This is a genomic window from Bacillus sp. SRI_025, from assembly GCF_057592095.1.
This window is the reverse complement of the sequence record NZ_JBYEGB010000005.1, coordinates 96097-118060: the sequence shown is the minus strand read 5'-3', so window position 1 is coordinate 118060 and position 21964 is coordinate 96097. Positions and strand designations below refer to the sequence as shown.

At 41.6% G+C, this 21964-nt stretch carries 20 protein-coding genes; 11 read left to right on the top strand and 9 right to left on the bottom strand.

From position 1 onward, the window contains the following. Positions 1-2: 2 nt before the first annotated feature. The 3 genes from AC20OE_RS15090 to AC20OE_RS15080 all read left to right on the top strand — a co-directional run bounded on the left by AC20OE_RS15090 (position 3) and on the right by AC20OE_RS15080 (position 4424). Positions 3-980 (top strand): tripartite tricarboxylate transporter substrate-binding protein, encoded by a 978-nt coding sequence (locus AC20OE_RS15090; protein WP_338594278.1) that lies wholly within the window; start codon positions 3-5, stop codon positions 978-980. Between the two features lie 337 nt (positions 981-1317). Further along, on the top strand, positions 1318-2616 hold the full coding sequence (citM, locus tag AC20OE_RS15085) for an Mg(2+)/citrate complex secondary transporter CitM (protein WP_034283666.1): 1299 nt from the start codon (positions 1318-1320) through the stop codon (positions 2614-2616). Positions 2617-2792: 176 nt separating this feature from the next. Next, positions 2793-4424: a M14 family metallopeptidase gene (locus tag AC20OE_RS15080; RefSeq protein WP_487268948.1), complete on the top strand. Its 1632-nt coding sequence runs from the start codon at positions 2793-2795 to the stop codon at positions 4422-4424. A 53-nt stretch (positions 4425-4477) separates the two neighbouring features. On the opposite strand, the gene AC20OE_RS15075 is transcribed toward AC20OE_RS15080, so the two are convergent. Then, positions 4478-4963: a phenolic acid decarboxylase gene (locus AC20OE_RS15075; RefSeq protein WP_008341777.1), complete on the bottom strand. Its 486-nt coding sequence runs from the start codon at positions 4961-4963 to the stop codon at positions 4478-4480. Between the two features lie 112 nt (positions 4964-5075). Here AC20OE_RS15075 and AC20OE_RS15070 point away from each other — a divergent pair, with 112 nt between their 5' ends. Beyond that, positions 5076-5633, top strand: a complete 558-nt coding sequence (locus AC20OE_RS15070) for a PadR family transcriptional regulator (RefSeq protein ID WP_039177106.1) — start codon at positions 5076-5078, stop codon at positions 5631-5633. 104 nt (positions 5634-5737) lie between these two features. Continuing rightward, the gene (locus AC20OE_RS15065; protein ID WP_487268947.1) at positions 5738-6844 is read left to right on the top strand and encodes a nitric oxide synthase oxygenase; all 1107 of its coding nucleotides are present in this window, start codon (positions 5738-5740) and stop codon (positions 6842-6844) included. Between the two features lie 216 nt (positions 6845-7060). Here AC20OE_RS15065 and AC20OE_RS15060 read toward each other — a convergent pair whose 3' ends face one another. Next, positions 7061-7333, bottom strand: coding sequence for an acylphosphatase (locus AC20OE_RS15060; protein WP_059374722.1), 273 nt, complete (start codon positions 7331-7333; stop codon positions 7061-7063). Between the two features lie 122 nt (positions 7334-7455). Here AC20OE_RS15060 and AC20OE_RS15055 point away from each other — a divergent pair, with 122 nt between their 5' ends. Continuing rightward, positions 7456-8106 (top strand): MOSC domain-containing protein, encoded by a 651-nt coding sequence (locus tag AC20OE_RS15055; RefSeq protein WP_487268946.1) that lies wholly within the window; start codon positions 7456-7458, stop codon positions 8104-8106. Between the two features lie 42 nt (positions 8107-8148). On the opposite strand, the gene AC20OE_RS15050 is transcribed toward AC20OE_RS15055, so the two are convergent. The 3 genes from AC20OE_RS15050 to map form a co-directional block, all read right to left on the bottom strand. Next, the gene (locus AC20OE_RS15050; RefSeq protein WP_064497716.1) at positions 8149-8286 is read right to left on the bottom strand and encodes a YflJ family protein; all 138 of its coding nucleotides are present in this window, start codon (positions 8284-8286) and stop codon (positions 8149-8151) included. Positions 8287-8420: 134 nt separating this feature from the next. Then, positions 8421-8582, bottom strand: a complete 162-nt coding sequence (locus tag AC20OE_RS15045) for a hypothetical protein (RefSeq protein WP_087978305.1) — start codon at positions 8580-8582, stop codon at positions 8421-8423. A 122-nt stretch (positions 8583-8704) separates the two neighbouring features. Continuing rightward, positions 8705-9454 carry a type I methionyl aminopeptidase gene (gene map / locus AC20OE_RS15040; protein ID WP_024424611.1) on the bottom strand — a complete coding sequence of 250 codons (750 nt, stop codon included), beginning with the start codon at positions 9452-9454 and terminating at the stop codon, positions 8705-8707. 189 nt (positions 9455-9643) lie between these two features. Between map and nagE the strand changes: the two genes are divergently transcribed. Next, positions 9644-11011, top strand: a complete 1368-nt coding sequence (nagE, locus tag AC20OE_RS15035; protein ID WP_212044454.1) for an N-acetylglucosamine-specific PTS transporter subunit IIBC — start codon at positions 9644-9646, stop codon at positions 11009-11011. Positions 11012-11029: 18 nt separating this feature from the next. Here the strand turns inward: nagE and AC20OE_RS15030 are convergent, their stop codons facing one another. Continuing rightward, positions 11030-11788: a DUF817 domain-containing protein gene (locus AC20OE_RS15030; protein WP_212044455.1), complete on the bottom strand. Its 759-nt coding sequence runs from the start codon at positions 11786-11788 to the stop codon at positions 11030-11032. 440 nt (positions 11789-12228) lie between these two features. Beyond that, positions 12229-13590: a DJ-1/PfpI family protein gene (locus AC20OE_RS15025; protein ID WP_487268945.1), complete on the bottom strand. Its 1362-nt coding sequence runs from the start codon at positions 13588-13590 to the stop codon at positions 12229-12231. A gap of 479 nt (positions 13591-14069) precedes the next feature. Here AC20OE_RS15025 and AC20OE_RS15020 point away from each other — a divergent pair, with 479 nt between their 5' ends. Continuing rightward, the gene (locus AC20OE_RS15020) at positions 14070-14573 is read left to right on the top strand and encodes a DoxX family protein (protein WP_487268944.1); all 504 of its coding nucleotides are present in this window, start codon (positions 14070-14072) and stop codon (positions 14571-14573) included. Positions 14574-14616: 43 nt separating this feature from the next. Here the strand turns inward: AC20OE_RS15020 and AC20OE_RS15015 are convergent, their stop codons facing one another. Both AC20OE_RS15015 and ltaS read right to left on the bottom strand, forming a co-directional pair. Next, positions 14617-15204: a DUF4309 domain-containing protein gene (locus AC20OE_RS15015; RefSeq protein ID WP_487268943.1), complete on the bottom strand. Its 588-nt coding sequence runs from the start codon at positions 15202-15204 to the stop codon at positions 14617-14619. 98 nt (positions 15205-15302) lie between these two features. Next, entirely contained in the window at positions 15303-17288 is a 1986-nt protein-coding gene (gene ltaS / locus AC20OE_RS15010; protein WP_039177124.1) for a lipoteichoic acid synthase, read from the bottom strand. 579 nt (positions 17289-17867) lie between these two features. On the opposite strand from ltaS, the gene AC20OE_RS15005 reads away from it, so the two are divergent. The 3 genes from AC20OE_RS15005 (at position 17868) to AC20OE_RS14995 (ending at position 21829) form a co-directional block, all read left to right on the top strand. After that, entirely contained in the window at positions 17868-19526 is a 1659-nt protein-coding gene (locus tag AC20OE_RS15005; RefSeq protein ID WP_039177127.1) for a pyridoxal phosphate-dependent decarboxylase family protein, read from the top strand. 31 nt (positions 19527-19557) lie between these two features. Beyond that, the gene (locus tag AC20OE_RS15000; protein WP_039177128.1) at positions 19558-21282 is read left to right on the top strand and encodes a methyl-accepting chemotaxis protein; all 1725 of its coding nucleotides are present in this window, start codon (positions 19558-19560) and stop codon (positions 21280-21282) included. A 160-nt stretch (positions 21283-21442) separates the two neighbouring features. Beyond that, positions 21443-21829 carry a DnaJ family domain-containing protein gene (locus AC20OE_RS14995; RefSeq protein ID WP_024425857.1) on the top strand — a complete coding sequence of 129 codons (387 nt, stop codon included), beginning with the start codon at positions 21443-21445 and terminating at the stop codon, positions 21827-21829. The last annotated feature ends 135 nt before the right edge of the window (positions 21830-21964 follow it).

Here is a 21964-nt window from a genome sequence, read left to right as displayed (position 1 = left end):
AGATGAGAAAAGGAATATTTTTTGTTATTGTGCTCTGCCTTTGTATCACGCTCACTTTTAATGAAAAAAAGGCCGGAGATTCTTTCCTTCAGCAAAGCTCCTTATATATTGTAGTGTCAGGTGTACCAGAGGGAGGATTTGACCAAACGGCTCAGGTGATGAAATCAGTGCTTGAACAAGAGAAGCTGGTGAAACGGCCTGTGAACATTCTTTATCAAAGAGGCGGAACGGTGGATAAAGGATGGACCTACATGATGGAGCGAGAAGCCAACTATATCAGTTTAAATTCAAGCTTATTGTTAAGCCGTAACTTGCTTGGCAGCAGTAACGTGACGATGAATGATGTGACACCGCTGGCAATCCTTGCAGAAGAGTGGCAGGTCGTCGCAGTCCCAGTGGATTCTCCTTTTTCAAATGGGAAGGAGCTGTTACACACACTCAAGAAAAAACCAGATTCCCTAAAAATTGGATTTGCCCCTGACTTTGGAAATGATGATCAAATCTCATTCGCCCGGGCAGCAGAAATGGCAGGGGTTGATCCATATCGCATTCAATTTCTGAAATTTGACAGTGCAGACGATTTATTTCAAGCGCTCATCAACCATGAGGTAGATGCAGCAACGACTACTATTACAGAGGTTCGTCATGATTATGAAAAAAAGAGGCTGAAGCTCGTAGCCACGACAACCAGCGAGCGCTTAGATGGATTTGAAGATGTGCCGACATGGAAAGAGCAGGGCATTCCGCTCATCTTTTCCCATTGGCGCGGTGTGATGGGCCCTAAACAAATGAGTCAGCATGACATTCGTGAATGGGATCAGCTTCTTCAAAAAATGACGAAAACGAGGTTATGGAAAAAACGATTAAAGCAAAAGGGCTGGACAAGTCGTTATATGAACAGCAAAGAGGCAAAGATCTTTATGGAAGATCAATTAAGGCAATACGAGCAATTGATACAAGGAGAACAAGCGGTCGAGTGAGACCGCTTCCAGCATGTAGACAAACCCTTGCATTCGTTGTCATTCCTGCGTGCCGGTGCTCATGAATCTTACATTCGCTCCGCTCTAGTACTAGACTTCAAAGGTTTTCTATTGCGCTGAAAAGAAGACAAAGGGCTAAAATAAACCCTTTGTTTTTTTCATGGAATGAAAAAGGCCAATGTTTGAACAAAATGAACAAAAAGCATTTATCGACCGAAAAAGAATTAAAATTCATAATATTTACTTCAATTCTCACCTCAGATATGATGACAAAAAGGGTTGGAAATGGGATACCAACACATTAATGAAAGCGTATACAACATAAGGGGTGAACAATATGTTAGCAATCTTAGGATTTCTTATGATGATAGTATTTATGGTTTTGATTATGACGAAACGTATGTCTGTTTTAACGGCACTGGTGTTAACACCGATTGCATTTGCTCTTATCGCAGGTTTTCATTTTACTGAAATTTCAGACATGATTGTCAAAGGCGTGCAGCAAGTCGCACCGACAGCGGTCATGATCATGTTTGCGATTTTGTACTTTGGCATTATGATTGATGCGGGTTTATTTGACCCAATGGTGGCGAAAATTTTAAAAATCGTTAAAGGCGATCCATTAAAAATCGTGGTCGGAACAGCTGTCCTGACGATGCTTGTTGCACTTGATGGTGATGGAACAACGACATATATGATTACAACAACAGCGATGCTTCCACTATTTACACTGCTTGGCATCCGACCAATTATTTTAGCCGGAATTGCCGGAGTTGGCATGGGAATTATGAATACAATTCCGTGGGGAGGAGCAACACCTAGAGCGGCGAGTGCACTTGGGGTCGATCCTTCACTTTTATTTGGCCCGATGATTCCAGTCATTGGTGCAGGGGTTCTCAGTATGATTATTGTTGCTTATTTTCTTGGAAAAGCCGAAAGAAAACGTCTTGGTGTCATTGAACTTGACCAGCCGATTCATGCAAATGAAATGGCAGCGGCACTGCAAGATGACATCAAACGACCGAAGCTTTGGTGGTTTAACCTGGCGCTGACTTTGTTATTGGTGCTGCTGCTTGTATCAGGTAAAGTCAGCTTAACTGTTCTATTTGTTCTTGCTTTCTGTGTGGCAATTATCGTGAACTATCCGAACTTGGACCAGCAGCGTGAGCGAATTGCGGCTCACTCAACAAACGTTTTAGCCATTGCCTCGATGATTTTTGCGGCAGGTGTTTTTACAGGTATTCTAACTGGAACGAAAATGGTTGATGAAATGGCGATTTCGATTGTATCTGCAATTCCAGAGCAGCTTGGCGGTTTTATTCCAGTCATTGTCGCATTAACAAGCGGGATCTTTACTTTCTTTATGCCGAATGATGCATACTTTTATGGTGTACTGCCGATCCTATCAGAAACAGCGGCAGCATACGGTGTCGATAAAATTGAGATTGCCAGAGCCTCTATTATTGGTCAGCCGATTCATATGTTAAGTCCACTTGTTCCATCGACTCATTTACTTGTTGGACTTGTTGGCGTATCACTGGATCAGCATCAGAAATTTGGGATGAAATGGGCTGTGCTGGCAGTCGTCGCTATGACTGTCATGGCAGTTCTCATTGGGGCTATTTCCATCTGGTAAATAAAAAGTGTCTGCTGTGAGCAGGCACTTTTTTTAGGTCATATTGCTGGGGAGGCTCCATTCATTTGCCCTAGCCAAAGAGATGCCTGTTCCTCCAAAAGATTTATTTTTGAAAAATACTGACACTTTTGCTGTTTTTTTCTTTATAATGCAAATCAACGAAGGGAGAGGATAGCATGTCCAAACGAAAAGGCACGATTCTTTTTGCTGCTGTATGCCTCATGGCAGGCAGTTTGTCGATGGTGAGCCCAGCTTCAGCTCATGCAGAAACCCCTTATTACGGAAAGAATTATGAACAGCCGGCTTCAGTGAAAAAGCTATACCCTGAGCCTGACGAGACGTTTGATACCCCTGCCTTTCAGAAAAAAGAAGAAACATTTACAACACAAGAAGAGCTTCAAACTTTCTTACGAGACATTGTCCACAAAAGTCCTTACGCCACGCAGAAACAGATTGGAACATCCATTGAAGGCAGGTCCATCCAGGCCCTGTACTTTACAAAGGATCGCTCGATTACTCCACTTTCAAAAAAGCCAACAATCTGGCTCCAAGCACAAATACACGGAAATGAACCAGCCTCCGGTGAATCTGCTCTCGTCATTGCAAAACGATTAGCAGGTAAAGAAGGAGACCGTATACTTAATCATGTCAATATCATCATTGTCCCAAGAATCAATCCTGATGGTTCTTATGCGTTTGACCGCAGACTGGCAAACGGATTAGATGGTAATCGTGATCATATGACATTAGAATCTCCAGAACTGACAGCCCTGCATCAAGAATTTAATCGGTATGCGCCAGAAGTGGTCATTGATGCCCATGAATACGATGTGGGTCAAAAGCAGTTTGAAGATATCGGTTCATCAGGCGCTCTCAAATATCATGATTTGCTTATTCTATCAGGGAAGAATCTAAACATTCCTGAAAGCATCCGGCTGACATCAAATGAGTTATATGTTAACGGAGTTCGTGAAACGCTGACGAATAAAGGGTTTTCTAACGATTTGTATTATACAAACACAAGAGGAAAGGATGACAAGATTGACATTTATGAAGGTGGAACGGATGCGCGAATTGGCCGTAATGCTCTTGCACTTTCGCCAGCCTTGTCATTTCTTGTAGAAAGCAGAGGGATTGGGATTGGGAGAGAGGATTTTGCCCGCCGCGTCGCTGCGCAAGTAGCCACCCATGAAAAAATCATTGAGACCACGGTGAAACATGCCAAGCAGGTGAAGCAGCAAATGGTGACGGAGCGGCTGAAGCTTGTGAAAAAAGGGCTTCACCCAAATGATGACGATCAAGTCGTCATTCAAGATGCTTTCAAATCACCTGTTGATGACACGCTGGAAATGGTTGATATTGAGAAAGGACAGACCACCAATGTTCCTGTACGTTTTCATAGTGCGAGCGATGCTGTTCCTGTCTTAACGAGAGAACGGCCGACAGCTTACCTCATTCTTCCGGGGCATGAAGGAGTAGAAAGGAAACTCAGAACATTAGGGTTAAAAAGTGTCACTTTGCCGGTTGGCATGAAGGTGCCGGTACAAGCCTACAAGGTGACAAAACGAGAGGAAAAGAGCAAAACAGATATTCAGCTTGAAACAAAACTCGTTGACAAGAAACGTCAGCTGCCAAAAGGAACAAAGGTATATGTCACGGCACAGCCGCAAACCAATTTGCTGTCACTTGCCCTTGAACCAGAATCAAAGGACAGCTATATGTCATCAGGGTTTATTGCTTCAAAAACAGGTGATGAACTGCCAGTCTATCGTTTCGTGCTTCCTCAAAAGACGTTAGGCATTCAATAAAAAGGGGCTAAGATTTTATCAAATGTAAAAGCGGCACTAGGTGTGCCGCTTTTTTATTTTCGTCCAGCTCTTATTTCATCAGTCATGCCTTCATATGGTGCTTCTGCGATAATGGTTTCGTCATTCACACCTGCATGATGGATATACGTAATGTCCGCAAATTCTGGGACAACATATTTCGGATAGGTTTCGTATTTTTCACGAGATTCTTTCATGAGATCGATGTAGTCATTTTGATAGCAGACGGTGATGTCTGGACGTTCATGCACCCATTTTGGGAAGAAGATGACGCCATGCATGCGTTTTTCTTCAGGCATAAAGTTCAAAGAGACGTCTGTCCCAGTTGGTTCTGTCCAAGAGACTTTGTATACGCCTTTTGTCAGCTTCACAATATTTACTTCCTGATCACGGACCCAGCGTCCTCCAACCATTCCGCTATGAATGCGGTAATCAATGGTGTGATCGTTTTTAATGTAAATCTCATATTCCCAGCCATTTTCATACGTATAAATCATATGAAGTCCAACGAATTGATCCATGTTTATTCCTTCTTTCATTAGAATGATGTTTTTTCAAACATGTTGTGATTTACATGTTTATTTTAAAGTCTATGGTATACTATTGTCAAAGAATAAGCGTTGGAGGCACATCATGAGAGTACTAAAATATGCCATTCTTGGCTTGCTGGATCAGCATGAGCTGACAGGATACGATATTACGAAACATTTTAAGGACTCCCTTGGACAGTTTTGGAGTGCAAAGCACAGTCAGATTTACCCTGAGCTGAAGCGTCTCACAGAGGAAGGGTTTATTGAATTTGATATTCACATACAAGGAAAAAAGCTAGAGAAGAAGGTCTATCAAATCACAGCGGCAGGAAAAGAAGAATTGCGTCAGTGGTTAAGAACAAAAGATCCAATTCCAGAAACAACAAAGGATGAATTCATGCTCAAAACATTTTTCATCTCCTCCATGGACAAAAAAGAAGCGGCTGATCTCTTTGCATATCAACTTTTAGAGCGCACCAAGAAAGTAGATGTGCTGGAACAAAAGCTGCACGCTTTGACAGAGGAAGACCCTTCTGCTGAATCACTGCATTCAGCGCAATTTGGGCATTACTTAGTGCTGACAAGAGCAATCGAAAGAGAAAAAGGCTATGTCCGCTGGCTCCAAAAGACCCTTATACGTATTGAATCATCTATTGTCTAAGGACAATGGTCGGATGATTTGATAAAAAATGGTTTGAAACGAGTGAATTTATCAATAGAAACCGCTACAATGGATATATTCGTATTAAAGTGAGGCGAGTATGTTTGAGTAATCAAGAAGCGTTGTGGAATGAAGCAGAAGCTTTTATTTCTGTATGCTATGAAGAATTAAACAAGTCAAATGAAGAGAAAGCAGCACGTCTGCATGAAATAAAAAAAGAAATTGAGTCTGAAGGTAGTTATTCGCATACACTAGAGGAATTAGCTCACGGGGCGAAAATGGCATGGCGCAACAGTAACCGCTGCATTGGCCGTTTGTTTTGGTCGACCCTGCAAGTGCATGACTGCCGGCATGTAAAGACAGAGGATGAGGTGAAAGAGGCGCTCTTTCATCATATTGAGTATGCGACAAATGGCGGAAAAATCAAACCGTCCATCACGATCTTTCCCCCAGAGAGGAACAAGCAGAAGGAAGTCGTCATTTATAACCATCAGCTCGTTCGTTATGCAGGCTATGAGACGGAATATGGCATCATCGGCGACGAGGCATCCCTTGAATTAACAAAATTATGTGAAGCCCATGGCTGGAAAGGAGAGGGCACACATTTTGATATTCTGCCTCTCATGTTTCAGCTAAAAGGTCAGCCGCCTGTTCTGTATGAGCTTCCGAAAGAAATCGTCCAAGAGGTAGAGATCACCCATCCTGAATATGATGGATTCCGTGATTTGGGACTAAAATGGTATGCGGTTCCGATTATTGCTGATATGAAATTAGAGATTGGCGGTATTCATTACAACGCTGCACCGTTCAACGGCTGGTATATGGGCACAGAAATTGGCGCACGCAACCTAGCGGATGAAAACCGCTATAATATGCTAAAAAAAGTTGCTTCTCTTTTAGGACTGGACACGACCAAGAATTCGTCCCTTTGGAAGGATAAAGCCATTGTCGAATTGAATGTGGCGGTTCTCCATTCTTATCGCGAAGCAGGGGTGACAATTGTTGATCACCATACAGCAGCACATCAATTCAAGCAGTTTGAAAAGCAGGAAGAGAAGGCTGACCGCAAGCTGACTGGGGACTGGACATGGCTGATTCCCCCTGTATCACCAGCAGCTACCCATATATTCCACAAGCATTACGACAATACCATTGTGAAACCAAACTATTTTTATCAGGACAAGCCCTATCACGGGACAGAAAAAGCCTAGCGAGAGCTAGGTTTTCAGCGTGTAGACAAACCCTCGCATTCGGTGTCAGGTCTGCGCTCCGGTGCTCACGAATGTCAAATTCGCTCCGCTCCGGTACTCGCCCTTCCTAGACTGCAAAGGTTTTCTATCATGCTGAAAGGAAGACAAAGGGCTAAAATAAAGATCATTTTAGCCCTTTGTCAACAATCTGAAAGCCTAGCGCGAGCTAGGCTTTTTTTATGACCGTATTCGAAAATCCTTATAATGAGCCAGCTTGGCGAGTGGCTCCATGTGCATGTCGGTGACTTTTGAAAAAGGACTTCCTTTCCGAACAGTTTCTAAGAACTCAATCACTTTCTGCTGCTCACCTTCTACCTTTAACTCGACATGCCCTTCATCTGTGTTGCGTACCCAGCCTTTCATTCCACGATTGACGGCTTCTCCCTGAACAAAATAACGAAAGCCGACTCCTTGCACACGTCCTTTTACAATGGCGTGATAATGAACCATGGTCATCTCTCCTTTTTTCACATCGTACCATAGCCTGCATCTGATCTTCACGCCTCGACTTTGATTTGTTTGTCAAACGATGTAAAATAAAAGCCAGTAGACAACCAAAGGAGATGGCCATCGTGGGACAGAAGAGATATGCCATAGAAGGAATCCAAGTGGGACAACCTATCATCACCTATGCGAACGGAAAAGAAATCAAAACAGCCATCAACAAAAAGCGCATTCATGAGCCTGTGTATTTAAGTCAGATCAATTTTGAGGGAGATGGCCAAGGTGATTTGGTTCATCATGGGGGCTATGATAAAGCCGTCTGCGTCTTTCCGTATGATCATTATGCTTACTTTGAGCAATTTTTAGGAATTCCTTTACAGGAAGCTGCCTTTGGCGAGAATGTAACAGTACGCAAGCTAGTCGAGACGAATGTGCATATTGGCGATGTGTTTCAGCTTGGAGATGCATTTGTTGAGGTGAGCCAGCCAAGACAGCCTTGTGTGAAATTATCTGTTAAGCACGGCAACATGAAGCTTGTAAAGGAAGTGCAGAAAACAGGGTATACAGGCTTTTATTTACGCGTACTAAAAGAAGGCATGGTGCCGCCTGATGCATCGCTTGTACTCGTAGAAAAAGCGTCCCATCACATTACGGTCCATGAGGTCAATGAAGTCAAATATCGTCAAACAAGTCCAGAGAGACTGAAAGCCGTTCTTGAAGTAGATGCTTTAGCAGATGTGGTGAGGAAGTCTTTAGAAAAACGAATTCAGCACATTTAAAAAAAGCCGTACATCATCTTAAGATGTACGGCTTTTCAGCGCTTATGAGCTGCGTTTCTTTTGCTCAAGAAGATTTGCAAGGAAATATGTTTTTAAGCTTTGAAGCTTTCTTCCTTCATGCTTAGTCACACCAAGCTTCTTCAATTCTTCGACATACCAGCCTTTGCTACCATAATGCATGATAGAAAACTCCTTTCAATTGAAACTGCCTGCATTGTAACATCTCAAAAAAGGACGTGAAAAGCGTGCAGGTGTCATGAAATGAAAACTGATTCTATCTGCCTATGATCCATGTATATGCTGGAAATATTGATTTATGAATTTGGCGGGTTGAGGGTAACGAGGATCATGCCGACCGTCATAATCATGATGACAACACCAAGATAGGTCATCATGGATTGTTTTTTCTTAATCCCTACAACCGTTAAAATAATACTTTCGATGAAAAAGATAACACCTATGATGATGAACCACATATCAAATAAGACCCCTTTCGCATATCTTTGCCTATTTTACCACAGGCATTTTTGTTTAGTCGTGACAGATTCGTGAAACGGGTATGAAAAAATCCCCTCCAGTGAAGGAGGGGACCGCTGGCTTACAGCTTTGTTAAAATAATCGGTTCGTCTTTTGTGATCACAATGGTATGTTCAATCTGTGCGACTAGACTTTTATCTGGTGTTTTAAATGTCCAGCCATCATCAGCCTGATAAATCGATTCAGCATTTGTTGAAATGAAGGGCTCGAAGGCAATAACTGTGCCATTTTTAAACAAAGCATTATCGAATGGATCATAGTAGTTCAAAATATGGTTAGGTGCTTCATGCAGGTTTTTCCCAATGCCGTGTCCTGTCAGGTTTTTAATAACGGTAAACCCTTGTTCTTTTGCTGTATTGTAGACCGCACGGCCAATTTGGTTTTGTCTTTTACCGGCTTTTGCATGCTTTAATCCTTCTAGGAACGCATCCTCCGCACACTTACATAATGCTTCAAGACGAGCATCACCTGTACCTAAAACAAATGAAATGCCTGTATCGGAATAATAGCCGTCAAGCTCTGCTGAGATATCAATGTTCACGAGGTCACCCTCTTGTAAAATCGTTTTTTCACTAGGGATACCGTGTGCCACTTCATCGTTCACGCTGATACAAGTGGTACCAGGGAAGTCATATTCCTTTTCAGGTGCTGAATTGGCACCGTGCTCTTCTAATATTTTTTTCCCAATCAAATCTAATTCTTTTGTAGACATGCCTGGTTTCGCTTGGCTTTTCATTTCTTCTCTTGCCAAAGCGACAATTCGGCCGACTTTTTTTAAGGCTTCTAACTCATGATCATGTTTGACAATCACTGTTCATTCCCGCTTTCTATAACTTCATTCTATTCAATAGCTTACCACATTTTACGCAAAAAGAGTAAAGAGCGGAATTCAAATGGATGTGGACAAATTGGTATAGATAACTAGACGTGCATATGATATATTTTTTATGAACATCATGAACGATTTAGTCATGATGATGACAAAGGGGGGAGAAGTCAGATGGTGTTTCAGTTTTTTCAAAAGCTAGGAAAATCATTTATGCTTCCAATCGCTGTGCTTCCAGCAGCAGGGATTATTTTGGCCATTGGGCGGGAGGATGTATTCAATATCCCGTTTATTCATGCGGCAGGGAATGCAATTTTTGCGAACTTGGCTTTAATTTTTGCAATGGGTGTAGCGATTGGTATTTCAAAGGATGGGAACGGGGCAGCGGCATTATCAGGTGCAATCTCTTATTTTATTTTGTCAGCCGGTACCACGTCGATCAACTCAACCAACAATATGGGGGTATTGGGCGGTATTTTATGCGGGCTTTTGGCAGGTTATGTTTACAATAAATTTAAGGATACGAAGCTGCCGGAATACTTAGGTTTCTTTAGCGGAAGGCGGCTTGTGCCTATTATGACGGCACTTTTCACCATTCTATTAGCAGCCGTTTTCGGATATGTATGGCCGCCGATTCAAAGTGTGATCAATGATTTAGGGGAATGGATTTTAAGTCTTGGTGCAACAGGGGCAGGGCTGTTTGGTTTCTTTAACAGGCTGCTCATTCCATTAGGACTGCACCATGTTTTGAATAACTTATTTTGGTTTCAATTCGGGGAATTCAGCGGGGCAACAGGGGATTTAGCGCGATTCTTTAAAGGAGATCCAAGCGCGGGTGTCTTTATGACAGGATTTTTCCCAGTGATGATGTTTGGTCTGCCAGCGGCATGTCTAGCCATGGTTGTGACTGCAAAACCTGAGAAGCGAAAAGCAACAGCTGGTCTGATGATTGGGATGGCACTTACATCATTTATTACAGGGATCACTGAACCAATTGAATTTTCTTTTATGTTTTTATCTCCACTTTTATATGGTGTCCATGCTATTTTAACAGGGCTTTCGCTTTTTATTGTGAACACCCTCGGGATTCATAGCGGCTTTGCCTTTTCAGCAGGTGCGATTGATTACGTCTTAAGCTTCGGTATTGCGCAAAAGCCGATCTTGCTTCTTGTAGTAGGAATCATTTATGGCGTCGTGTACTTTGTCGTTTTCTATTTCCTCATTAAACTATTAAAGCTGAAAACACCAGGCAGGGAAGATGATGACATGGAAGATATCGCAGCGGATGATGTGGTGACAACAGGAGGAGCAAGTATGCTCGTAGAGGGACTTGGGGGCAAAGACAATATCACCACGATTGATCATTGTGCCACACGTCTTCGCTTAACAGTAGAGGATACAAATTTATTAAATGAAGGTACATTGAAAAAAGCAGGCGCCAAAGGGGTGCTGACTTCTGGAAAAACATCCGTACAAATTATCATTGGAACGAATGTAGAATTTGTCGCAGATGATCTCCGTAAGGAAGTCGATCGAGATTAAAAAAAGCGTTCAGCCAGGTCAAATGGGCTGAACGTTTTTTTGTTTACGCTGTTCGATCACTAGCACAATACTGATCACGACGAGTAAGAACCATGAACTAATTTTCCCTAGATGAACAATGGACCAAGCATGCTGCTGATTTGGATATTGCCATGCGCCTAAAAAGGTGGTGACATTTTCGGCAATCCAAATGAAAAAGCCAATCAGGAAAAATGAAACAACAAGCGGCATTCGAAAGGAAGATGGACCAACCTGAAACGAAACCGACGTTTTCCAAAACACAACAACAAGCAGACATGTCAGCCACCACCTGACATCATAAAGCCAGTGATGCGTAAAGAAATTGAGATAAATGCACAAACTGATACCAATTGAAAGAAATGGATGAGGCCAGTCGGTCACTTTTACATGAAGTCGTGAAAATGCCTGATAAATATAACTAGCCACACTTGCATACATAAAGCCGCTATAAAGTGGAACCCCGAATATTTTTGTATAAGCTTCTTCTGGGTAGGACCAAGAGCCCATATGTACTTTATACACTTCCAAACAGATTCCTATGAGATGAAATAGACAAATGACCTTTAGCTCCGCCCAACTCTCCAGCCGCAGCGCAAGCATTAGGATTTGAGCTGCGAGGCAAAGCAGTAGAATGAAATCATACCGGTGAAGAAAAGGAATAGACACCGTCTTTGATAGGGCAAGCGCCGCAAAGATCATGACGGGGAATAGACATGAGATGGCCTGTAAATAAGCAAAATGAAATAGTGTTTTCATACAAAATTAAACCCCTTTTTACTGTCTGAAATGACTTAGACGGTTTTCGCAAGGGAAAAGTTTACCTCTATGAAGCAGAAAGAACAAGATAAGATGAATTCTGGTGGTGACCTGTTCAGTTTTGACTCAGCTCAAAGAACACCCTCTTAATAGAGGGTGTTTTTATAAAGTTTAATCAAAAATACCTCATAAACCCTTATTTTACGATAAATTAGAAGAATCCATTTTGAAAAAAGTATGATCAAAATGGATTCTTCTCGAGCATATTTAAGTTTTGGTTTTATAAAAAAGTTTGATCATTTTTTATAAGGAATTTAATTAAATTTATAGTAATCAACCATTATGGCAACTTTCAAAGCATGATCAATCTCATTTACTCTTAATTGTAAATGGATTGTGCTTCTTCTTCCTAAACTGTGATGTTTCTTTTGCTTCCTGTTTTATGCGGGAACAGTTTTTTTCCTTAAGAAACGTCTTTCTACCAAATATACGACGAACATAGACAACAAGCCGACACCGATCGGTATGCCGAACGCTTCGTACGAAAATGGTGATCCTTTAAGCTTAAGCTGGCTTGTGGCGCGGTACTCGAGCCGCTTGACGGCGAATTTCGCCGTCAAGATATCTTCTTGCTTCGCCAAATCTTCAAACGCGGGTTCCATCGCGAACCGCTCTGGCGAATCACTGTGCAGGAAAAGCTGCTCAGCCTTTCCACCGTTCACGTTCCAGTTTCGGATATCATCTGCAGCGCGCGTCTTCACGTCCGATCCCACAAAAATCATTTTGTCGAGTTTTGGAGCATCGTCTATTTGATATCGGGCGATCAGGTTCAGACCGTGCCGAGTAACAACCGGCTCACCTTTGTTGGATATCGTCAATGTTGTTGTCGTTCCGGAAGCCCCGTACGTGTCAAAAGCCGAGGATAACATCAGCTCGTCGGCACCATCATACAGCAGGACCCCGTTCTTTTCCTTGCTCCATTGAAACGCATTGTTCAAAATATAGACGATATCGCTCAATCCGGCCGTGAAAGGCTCCATTTGCGGATGCTGAACAAAATCGTAGGAAGGGTAATTCATTTCCTTCGCCACTTTCTCCGCTACAGGATCTCCCATTTGCTGGGATATAACATACAGTGTGGCATCAATCCCCGAAGTCAGGCCGGCGGAGGAGACTATGTTACCGTCATGCACGTAACGCTGATCCCTTTTCCAAGTAATCTCGGTATATTTCTTTTCCAATCTGCCGATATCTCCCCAATGTGTTGCTGCAGATTTCCTGTTCAGCAGGCCGGTATCCGCCAAATTTTCCGCCCCATTGCAGATGGACAACAATAGCGTTTCCTTGCCGGAGTGCTTCCTTATCCAATCGCGGACGGGTTTGTATTTCGCTTCATCCAAAATCGGCATGAAAGGGATCACAATTATATCTGGGCTTTTGCCTGTCAATTTGTCCAACTCGTCGAAAGAGTAATGCGGTACGACATCAAGCCCGCCCGTCAACGATTTTATGTTTTTGTTGGGAGCTGCCGCAAATACATTGTACGAACCCGTCATGGAGAACATTTCGTATGGTACGAGAAAATCAAACACCTCGGTTACTTCATTCGCCAAAATAACGACCACTGTTGGCTTTTTCGAATCATAGGTAGGAGTTTGGATGCTTTGTAGAGAAGCAGGAACTGGCTTATCATAAACCGACATAGCCTCCTGCATCGTGCTCATGAAACCGATCGCTCCGGTTCCTCCAACAACCAGAACGAAAACGCATACATACACGATGAAACGCCATAATTTATTCAACTGTCTTCTCTCCCTTAATGTTCTCTAGTTAATTGTGACGTGTTACTTACTTTGATAATAAAGGGAGAAGGAAATTGATTAAACCCGCCCGAGGCTTATATTTTCTCTGACTAAGGTCTTAGTAAAGGACCTTTTTCTCGAACAGCAGACGAAAGCTTATTTTAAAATATTAACTGACCGGACAGGTTGTTAGAGTATTACTTCTGGTTCTTTAAAGGTACACTTCACTACTAAGCAATTCCTCATCCCTATCGTACTTTGACACAGCAGTTGAGTTGTTTGAAAACCATGAAACGCGTCACACTCCAAAAGTTTATTTCTACAAGCTGCACACACTTTTGAGATTTGCATAAATTAGATATTCATGAACAATTTGTGAATATATATGTGAAAAAGATCACAAATAAGAAATAGCATAGTATAATAAGATCATAAAGAAAATGTGAAATATTTCACATAATTTAAAAGGAGGCATCATCATGTTTACAAAATTCTTACAAACGAATGTATGGGCAGCCGTTATTCTTTTGGCAGCAAGACTTTATATCGGATGGACTTGGCTGACATCTGGTATTGAAAAACTAACAGGTGGATTTGATGCATCAGGCTATTTGCAATTTGCGATATCTGAACCTGTCGTCAAAGATGGTCATCTTGTGTATCCATTCTATGTATGGTTTTTAGAAAATGTCGCTTTGCCGAATGCCGGATTATTTAGTGCCATGGTCATGTGGGGTGAAATCTTAGTAGGCCTAGGATTAATTGTCGGATTATTCACAACAACGGCAGCCTTTTTTGGAAGCGTGATGAATGTCTCTTTCTTACTAGCTGGAACCGTCTCTGTGAACCCGCTGCTTCTTCTGATCGCAGTCTTCATCATGGCAGCGAAAGGAAATGCCGGAAAACTTGGTCTTGATTATGTAGCAGGTCCAGTCCTCAAACGAAAACTGAAAAGAAAGCCGCAATTAGAAGTGGCATCATAATAAAGAAAAGCATCCAGAGCATGTGCTCAGGATGCTTTTTTATTTAAGAATTGGCTTTTATCAAGTTGATATGCAGCACGGTGAGTTCATGCTGGCTAATATCAGGATCATGTCCAACGATAAATTCGAGCTCATAATCACCGGTTCGATACACATATTTTTTCTCTTTTGTTTGCGGGATGGTGCTCACTGAATCCGCTGATCCAAGCTGTTTCTTTAGTAGAGCAGGGGTCATTCCACCAATATTCGTTTCTTTTTCTACATTCGTTCCGAAATAACGGATTTCATCAATCTTGCCTTTTGCATCATAGTGAAAAGTAAATCCAGGATTCCCCATTTCAGCGTGATAGAGATCAAAGCTGCTTTGACCTGTTTCTGGGTATGGATTTCCGAGCTTATGATGAACGTCTTTTTTTGTTTGAACGCCTATTTTAAGCCCTTTTGCATAGTAAGGCATCTGCCCTTTATGTGCCAGCTCATAAATGCTGGTAAGCGCGGCTTTTGGACCTTGAGGAACGGATTGTTCTGCTGCTGGTTTGGCCATGGCGTGTGCTGAGACAGCAGGGCTGAAACCGAATAGGGCAGACGAAGCAAGTGAGGCAGTCACGACAAAAGCTGCTGTTTTCTTCATGATAAATCCCTCCTTCTTCTCCTATACCCGGTGCAATCATGATCAAACGTAAAAAGAACCAGCTGATCAAGGATCGGCTGGTTCTTAGCATGAGAAAGTTATTTTGAAGAAGAGCTGGATTCATCTTTGGCGGAAGAGGAATCCTTTTCATCCTGTACTTTCTTTGTATAGTCATAGTCGTTGCGGTCAATCGGTGTAAAGCCTTTAGGCTTGTAGAAACGGAGTAAATCTTCGGTGACAATCTTATCAGATGTCTCCAGCATCTTTTTCACCGTTTCATTTTCTTGTGATGCCTTGTCAGTTGGCTCGATTTTCTCGCCTGTTTTGTTGCTGTAATAGTTATTGCCTACTTTTGTGTAGTCTTTAGACACGAAGTCACCGTTTCTAAATGGCACAAGCTCTTTAAAGTTCTTCGATAAGATATCAGAACCAGACATTAAATAGTTCTTCGTATCATCGCCAAGCAGGTGCAGAAGGGTTGGTGCGACGTCGACTTCACCAGAGTATTTATGAATCTGACCACCTTTTACGCCAGGTACATGGATAAAGAGCGGCACACGCATGAGCTGTGCATTTTCATAATCTCCAATTTTTTGTCCTGTCACTTTTTCCATCGCTTCATTATGGTTTTCAGAAATGCCGTAATGATCTCCGTACATAATGACGACTGTATTGTCATAGAGACCTGACTTTTTCAAATCGTTGAAGAACTGTTCAATCGCTTCATCTAAATAATGAGCCGATTGGAAGTAGTTATCGACGACAGAGTCACCGAAGTCACCAGGTTCGAAATCAGTGTCACCTTCGTCCATTCCAAATGGGAAATGGTTCGATAAGGTAATGAATTTCGAATAAAACGGCTGCTTCAGGTTTTTAAGCATTGGCATCGATTCTTTGAAGAACGGTTTGTCTTTCAGTCCGTAGTTCTTCGTATCCTGCTCGTTCATATCGTAGTACTCAGAATCGTAAAATCTGTCATACCCAAAGGATTTAAACATTTCATTACGGTTCCAGAAGGTTTTCGTATTACCATGGAATTCTGCTGACGTATATTGATCCTTCTTTAAAATACCAGGAAGTGCTTGATATGTGTTTTGCGCTTTGTTAATAAAAACAGAGCCCTGTGATAATGGGAATAATCCAGTATCCATCATAAATTCAGCATCAGACGTTTTTCCCTGTCCTGTTTGATGGAAGAAGTTATCAAAGTAAAACGTTTTGTTGTCGTGTGCCAATGAGTTAAGGAACGGCGTTACTTCTTTTCCATTCACTTTATAATCAATGACAAAGTTTTGCAGAGATTCAAGAGAAATTGTAATCACGTTCATGCCTTTCGCTTTCCCGTAATAAGCCGGGTTAGGATCAGCGCTGTTCGCTTTTAAATAATTCTCTACATCTGTCACGTCATTTGAATTTGCGAGAGCACGCTGGCTGTTTGATTTCACATTTTGAATGGCATCAAACACAGTAAAGTTATAAGCACCTAAATATTTAACTAAATAATTGCGGTCGAACGATCTTGATAAAAGCTCTGGACGATCGATCTCTGCAGCAACTAAGTTTAAAACAAAGATCACAACAGAGGACACAAGGACGAGTCTAAACGATTTTGACTTTTGTACAGGTACAGTCGTGGCTGTACTTGTTTGCTGCTGCCTTTTCATGCGGACTGCAAGTACGATCAAAATGATTGTATCAATAAAGTAAAACACATCAGTCCAACGCATGAGTGAAAATGCACTATCACCTAATTGTCCGCCATTCGTTCCTGCCTGCATCACTGTAGGCAGCGTGATAAAGTCATTGAAGAATCGATAGTACACGATGTTTGCGTATAGTAAAAAAGACATGAAAAAGTGAATCACAATGATAGCGGCAGGCTGCCATTTTTTCTTGAACAATAAAGCAAAGCCAAGAAAGAACAAGCTGGAGCTAATAGGATTCACGAAAAGCAAAATATGCTGAAGCACATTTGATATACCAAGTTTAAATTCGATTAAATACGCTGAATACGTTTTGAGCCATAGTAAGATGGCTGCAATCAGAAAGAAGCCGAGGCCTCTTTTTTGAATAAATGTTTTCATATAAACACTCCTTTTCTCCGATACACGGAAGAGGCGGAACGAAAGAAAACGAACCATTAGAATATACCACGAAATGCACAAATAGAAAAGTCATAACCGGTGAGGCGCCTTTGCAAGCCTGTCCGAGCAATAAAAGGAGAGAAAATGAAAATATTCGCCCATCGAAAAACTTTTTATGAAAATCGACCTATTATTGACAGAAAATTCAGCAATTTTCCAGTTGCTATATCAATAAAACAGGTAAAAAGGCATAAGTCTAAAGAATTAATTTAATTTCTACAATGGTCATTTAGAGAGTTTTTCCATTGTTTATTAATGTTTATGCAGGTTAAGCAAAAAAAATGAACAATGGAATGGAACAAGATGATGGATAAAAATTCCTCTCATACGATATATCAATATATTTTTGTATTTCATCAACATAATGCTTTTAATGTGTTTTTTAAGGGTTTTATTTATTTTAATAAGTAAACAAATTATCTAGATATACTTAAGTGAACATATCGAGACTATAAACTTCTGAATTGGGGTCGATATAGACAGTGACAGGAAATCTTCCATTGAAAGGATTGATAGTATATGACTGTACGAGCAGAGAACCTCGTTCAGAACTGGTTTCCGAGTGAGGACGGAAATGCAGGAGAGCGTAAAGAACTCGTCAAATTGATGGAGCAGATCATTTCAGGGGTCGATGACCTGAAGGATCCCAACCGTGCACACCTTAAAGGTGAAAAGAATCGTGGGGAGGACTTTTACAAAAAGCTCACTGAAACAAGTCAAATTCCGATGAACGGCCAGCAAGCGGAACTTGTGAATGAAGAATTACTGAAGCTTTTACATAACCATCCATACCACACCAAGTATTTCTTCACGAACATTTTGCCAATGGCAAGTACACCAGGAATTTTAGGCATGCTGACAGCTATGCTGGTAAACGGAAACAACCTATGGGATGTTTACGGGCCAGCAGGTGCGGAAGCTGAGGTCAGAGTGGTCTCAATGATGTCTAAGCTCATCGGATATGATCCAAACGTGAGCGGGGGATACACAACATGGGGAGGTCAAGGAGCGATTTTTTCAGGACTTCGTTTAGCGATTGCCAAAGCAGCGCCGGAGTCACTGCGAAAAGGAGTTCCGCAAAATCTTTATGCGTTTTGTTCTGATGCCGCACATTACAGCTTATTTAAGTCAATGGAAGCAACAGGACTTGGCACAAACAACTTAATCAGAATTAAGACGAATAAAGATCATTCAATGGATATGGAAGATTTGCGTTGTCAAATGGAACGTGTTGCACAGGATGGCGGGATTCCCGTTTATATTGTGGCAACAACCGGAACAACAGATGCCATTGCAATTGATGATGTAAAAGGGGTACGTGAAACAGCAGAAGCGATTGCTGAAAAGTATGATCTGAAGGTGCCGCATATTCATGCAGATTCGGCGCTGGGTGGATTCTTTGCTTTCTTTAATGAGTATGATGTATCAGAAAACCCGCTGCAATTCTCAGACGGTGTTCTTCGTATGCTAAAAGAAATCAAAGCGAAATTCCAGCATCTTTCTCTTGCAGACTCGATGTGCTTTGATTTTCAAAAGCTCGGCCAAACACCTTACACATCCAGTTTATTCTTAGTGAAAAACGCTGCTGACTTAAAGCGTTTGGATCTAGAAGAACAAGAGACGCCATATGTTGGCCATAGAGGCTACGGGGAATACCATACGGGTTATACACTTGAGTGCTCAAGAATGGGAAGCTCAATCAGCATGCTGAGTGTGCTGTTAACGTTTGGGATTGAAGGCTACCAGCGCTTGCTCGGTCAATTCTTAGAAGTAAACCTTGCCTTCAGAGAAGCACTTAGTAGGGAAATTCCGCAAGCAGAAGTCGTGAATGATGACAACGTCGGAATGGCTACATTATTTAGAATTTACCTAGACGGCTCACCGCGTTTTCAAGAAGAGATTTCTGGCGAAGCGACTTCAATGGAAATTGAGCGAAACAATGAATTGAACAAAATGCTGTTTGAAAAACTTGGAGAGAAAAGAGACGAGATGTTCTTTGGCGATACAACGAAGTTTTTACTTGTTAACTCAAAAGAAGGTCAAGAATTCTATCTAAGTGTTAGTAAGTTTTTTGTCATCTCACCTTATACGTTACCAGAGCATATCCCTCATATCGTATCTTATTTAAAAGATGTGATTGCATCTGTTTGTGGACAATTTGAAAATGTACATGCTTAAACCAAATCTGAGAGTGGAGATGTAGGAAAAAATGGCGAAACAAAGGAAATTTGGAGGATACACGATATCCTCTAAAATCATGTCAGTCGTTACCGTAACATTACTCGCAACCGTTGCATTATTCGTTCTAACATTTTATCTAGTCAGCCAGGATTTATCATCCCAGTTATTAAAGCAATTTGATTATCGATTAACAACAGATATTGATACCGCCAAAAAAGAAATCGATAACATCGATGGAAACGTGCTCAGCATTAGCGGGAAGGATGATCCCATTTATGTCGATATCAAAAAGAAATTCACAGAGCTTCAAAAAGATCATACGCTTGAGAACTTATACGTGTTATCTAATAAAGGCGGTAAAGAAAGAATTATCGTATTAACTGGGGAAGACAATGATTTTGACCAGGATTATGCATTCTCAGATGAGATGAAGCAAGCTCTTTCTGAAGATAAAATGGTCAAAAGTGATATTTACCATGATTCATATGGAACACATAAATCAGTCTTTTTGCCAATCAAAGATTCAGGCGGTGAGCTGACAGGGATTTTAGGGATTGATCTAGATGCATCAATTGTTCCAGCCACTACGAAGAAGCTGACAATCTACATTACGGTTGCATCGGCTATTGTGCTCATCGGTGGATTGCTCTTCTCCTTTATCATGGGAAGAAGAATTGCGAAACCAGCACGTTCATTGATGGAATCAGCGAACCGAATTGCTGACGGTGATTTAACTGGAATGGTAGAAGTTGAGAGTAAAGACGAGATCGGCCAGCTTGCCGCATCCTTCCAAAAGATGCAGGGGCGGATCAAAGAGCTCATTTCGAAGATCTCGCATTCATCTAGTGAAGTATCAAAAATGTCTTCACAGCTTCGCACGGTAACGAACGAATCAAGTCAAAGTGCGCAGCAAGTGTCAGAAGCCATGACGAATATGAGTGAAGGAATCAATGATTCTGTCGCAAATATTACGGATTGTACGAGATCTGTTGCAGAGATCGATACTCAAATCGAAGGCGTCACAAAAGAAGTCGATGAAATGAAATCTGTTTCATCTGATGTACAGGAGCAGTCAGAATCTGGTCAAAAACTTGTGAACCATGTGCTTGATCATCTGAACTTGTTACATGACAAGATGACCAACTCGAAGCAGGCAGCAGAAGAATTACAATCCCATTCCACGGAGATTGAAAGTGTGATCTCGATTATTACGGACATTTCAGCACAAACGAATCTTCTTGCACTGAATGCTTCCATTGAAGCGGCACGTGTTGGGGAAGAAGGAAAAGGGTTTGCTGTTGTGGCAGATGAGGTACGTAAATTAGCAGAGCAATCAGCGGATGCAGCTAAAACTGTTTCAGACCTCGTTATCGGTACACAGGAAAACAGCCAGCGTGTTCTTGAAAGCGTAGAGGAAAGCAGTAAAGCAGTGGAAGAAGGACGTGAGCAAATGGAAGGCACGTCACAAAACTTCGCTGTGATTTACGACGGCGTGTCTCAGTTTGCAAGAAGAACGAACAACTTGCTTGAATCCATCAACCAGGTAGAACGTGCATATCAAACGATTTCTACATCGATTGAACAAATTTCGGTGGTATCGGAAGAACAAGCAGCCAGCTCTCAAGAAGTAGCAGCAGCAACAGAACAGCAAAGTGCTGGCATGCAGCAAATTTCAAGTGCGATTGAACAGCTCTCTGACATGTCAGACGACTTAGCACAAATGGTCTCAACTTTCAAAATCGACAAGAAATAACAAGAAAGGGCTAAAATATTTTAGCCCTTTTTCTCTTTTCAGCGAAAAAGGGACGAGCACCGAATGCGAGGGTTTGTCTAGACGCTGAAGCTGGTTCTTGTGAGAGAGCCAGCTTTTTTGCTATGCTTAATTACATACTTGCGGTGAAAGGAGAAACGCTATGGATTTTGCGCAGAGATTATCAGAAGAACGGATCAAAAAAGCGATGGATAATGGGGCTTTTGAAGGATTATCTGGCTTTGGGAAGCCTCTGCCAAAAGATGACGCTGCTCATGTACCAGAAGAACTTAGAATGGGCTACCGCATTATGAAAAATGCCGGATTTGCTGGGGAAGAAACAGCGCTGAAAAAAGAACTTATGACTGTCAAAGAATTACTTCAATCGAGTATAGATGGAGAGGAAAGAAAGAAACTGTCTCTCATATGTGAAGAAAAACAAAAACGTCTGGATGAACTTACATCTAAGCGTCAAACTTTTGCTCGCCCAGCCTCCTCCTTTTACAAAAATAAGGTCTACGAGAAATTAACAGAGCATAAAAAAAGATGATGACACGCTGCCTCTCCCTGAGCACATTGAGGGAGCTTTTTTTATGTAAGCGCTACATTTTATTGTTGACTACATGTATATACAAATATAAAATATGAAGTAAACATGTATATACAAGTTTTTTGGTTCTTTTTT

Bases quoted from the DNA above. Each gene is read 5' to 3' on its own strand.
- AC20OE_RS15090 (WP_338594278.1), top strand. From the start codon at position 3: ATGAGAAAAGGAATATTTTTTGTTATTGTGCTCTGCCTTTGTATCACG.
- citM (WP_034283666.1), top strand. From the start codon at position 1,318: ATGTTAGCAATCTTAGGATTTCTTATGATGATAGTATTTATGGTTTTG.
- AC20OE_RS15080 (WP_487268948.1), top strand. From the start codon at position 2,793: ATGTCCAAACGAAAAGGCACGATTCTTTTTGCTGCTGTATGCCTCATG.
- AC20OE_RS15075 (WP_008341777.1), bottom strand. From the start codon at position 4,963: ATGGATCAATTCGTTGGACTTCATATGATTTATACGTATGAAAATGGC.
- AC20OE_RS15070 (WP_039177106.1), top strand. From the start codon at position 5,076: ATGAGAGTACTAAAATATGCCATTCTTGGCTTGCTGGATCAGCATGAG.
- AC20OE_RS15060 (WP_059374722.1), bottom strand. From the start codon at position 7,333: ATGGTTCATTATCACGCCATTGTAAAAGGACGTGTGCAAGGAGTCGGC.
- AC20OE_RS15050 (WP_064497716.1), bottom strand. From the start codon at position 8,286: ATGCATTATGGTAGCAAAGGCTGGTATGTCGAAGAATTGAAGAAGCTT.
- AC20OE_RS15045 (WP_087978305.1), bottom strand. From the start codon at position 8,582: ATGTGGTTCATCATCATAGGTGTTATCTTTTTCATCGAAAGTATTATT.
- nagE (WP_212044454.1), top strand. From the start codon at position 9,644: ATGGTGTTTCAGTTTTTTCAAAAGCTAGGAAAATCATTTATGCTTCCA.
- AC20OE_RS15030 (WP_212044455.1), bottom strand. From the start codon at position 11,788: ATGAAAACACTATTTCATTTTGCTTATTTACAGGCCATCTCATGTCTA.
- AC20OE_RS15020 (WP_487268944.1), top strand. From the start codon at position 14,070: ATGTTTACAAAATTCTTACAAACGAATGTATGGGCAGCCGTTATTCTT.
- AC20OE_RS15015 (WP_487268943.1), bottom strand. From the start codon at position 15,204: ATGAAGAAAACAGCAGCTTTTGTCGTGACTGCCTCACTTGCTTCGTCT.
- ltaS (WP_039177124.1), bottom strand. From the start codon at position 17,288: ATGAAAACATTTATTCAAAAAAGAGGCCTCGGCTTCTTTCTGATTGCA.
- AC20OE_RS15005 (WP_039177127.1), top strand. From the start codon at position 17,868: ATGACTGTACGAGCAGAGAACCTCGTTCAGAACTGGTTTCCGAGTGAG.
- AC20OE_RS15000 (WP_039177128.1), top strand. From the start codon at position 19,558: ATGGCGAAACAAAGGAAATTTGGAGGATACACGATATCCTCTAAAATC.
- AC20OE_RS14995 (WP_024425857.1), top strand. From the start codon at position 21,443: ATGGATTTTGCGCAGAGATTATCAGAAGAACGGATCAAAAAAGCGATG.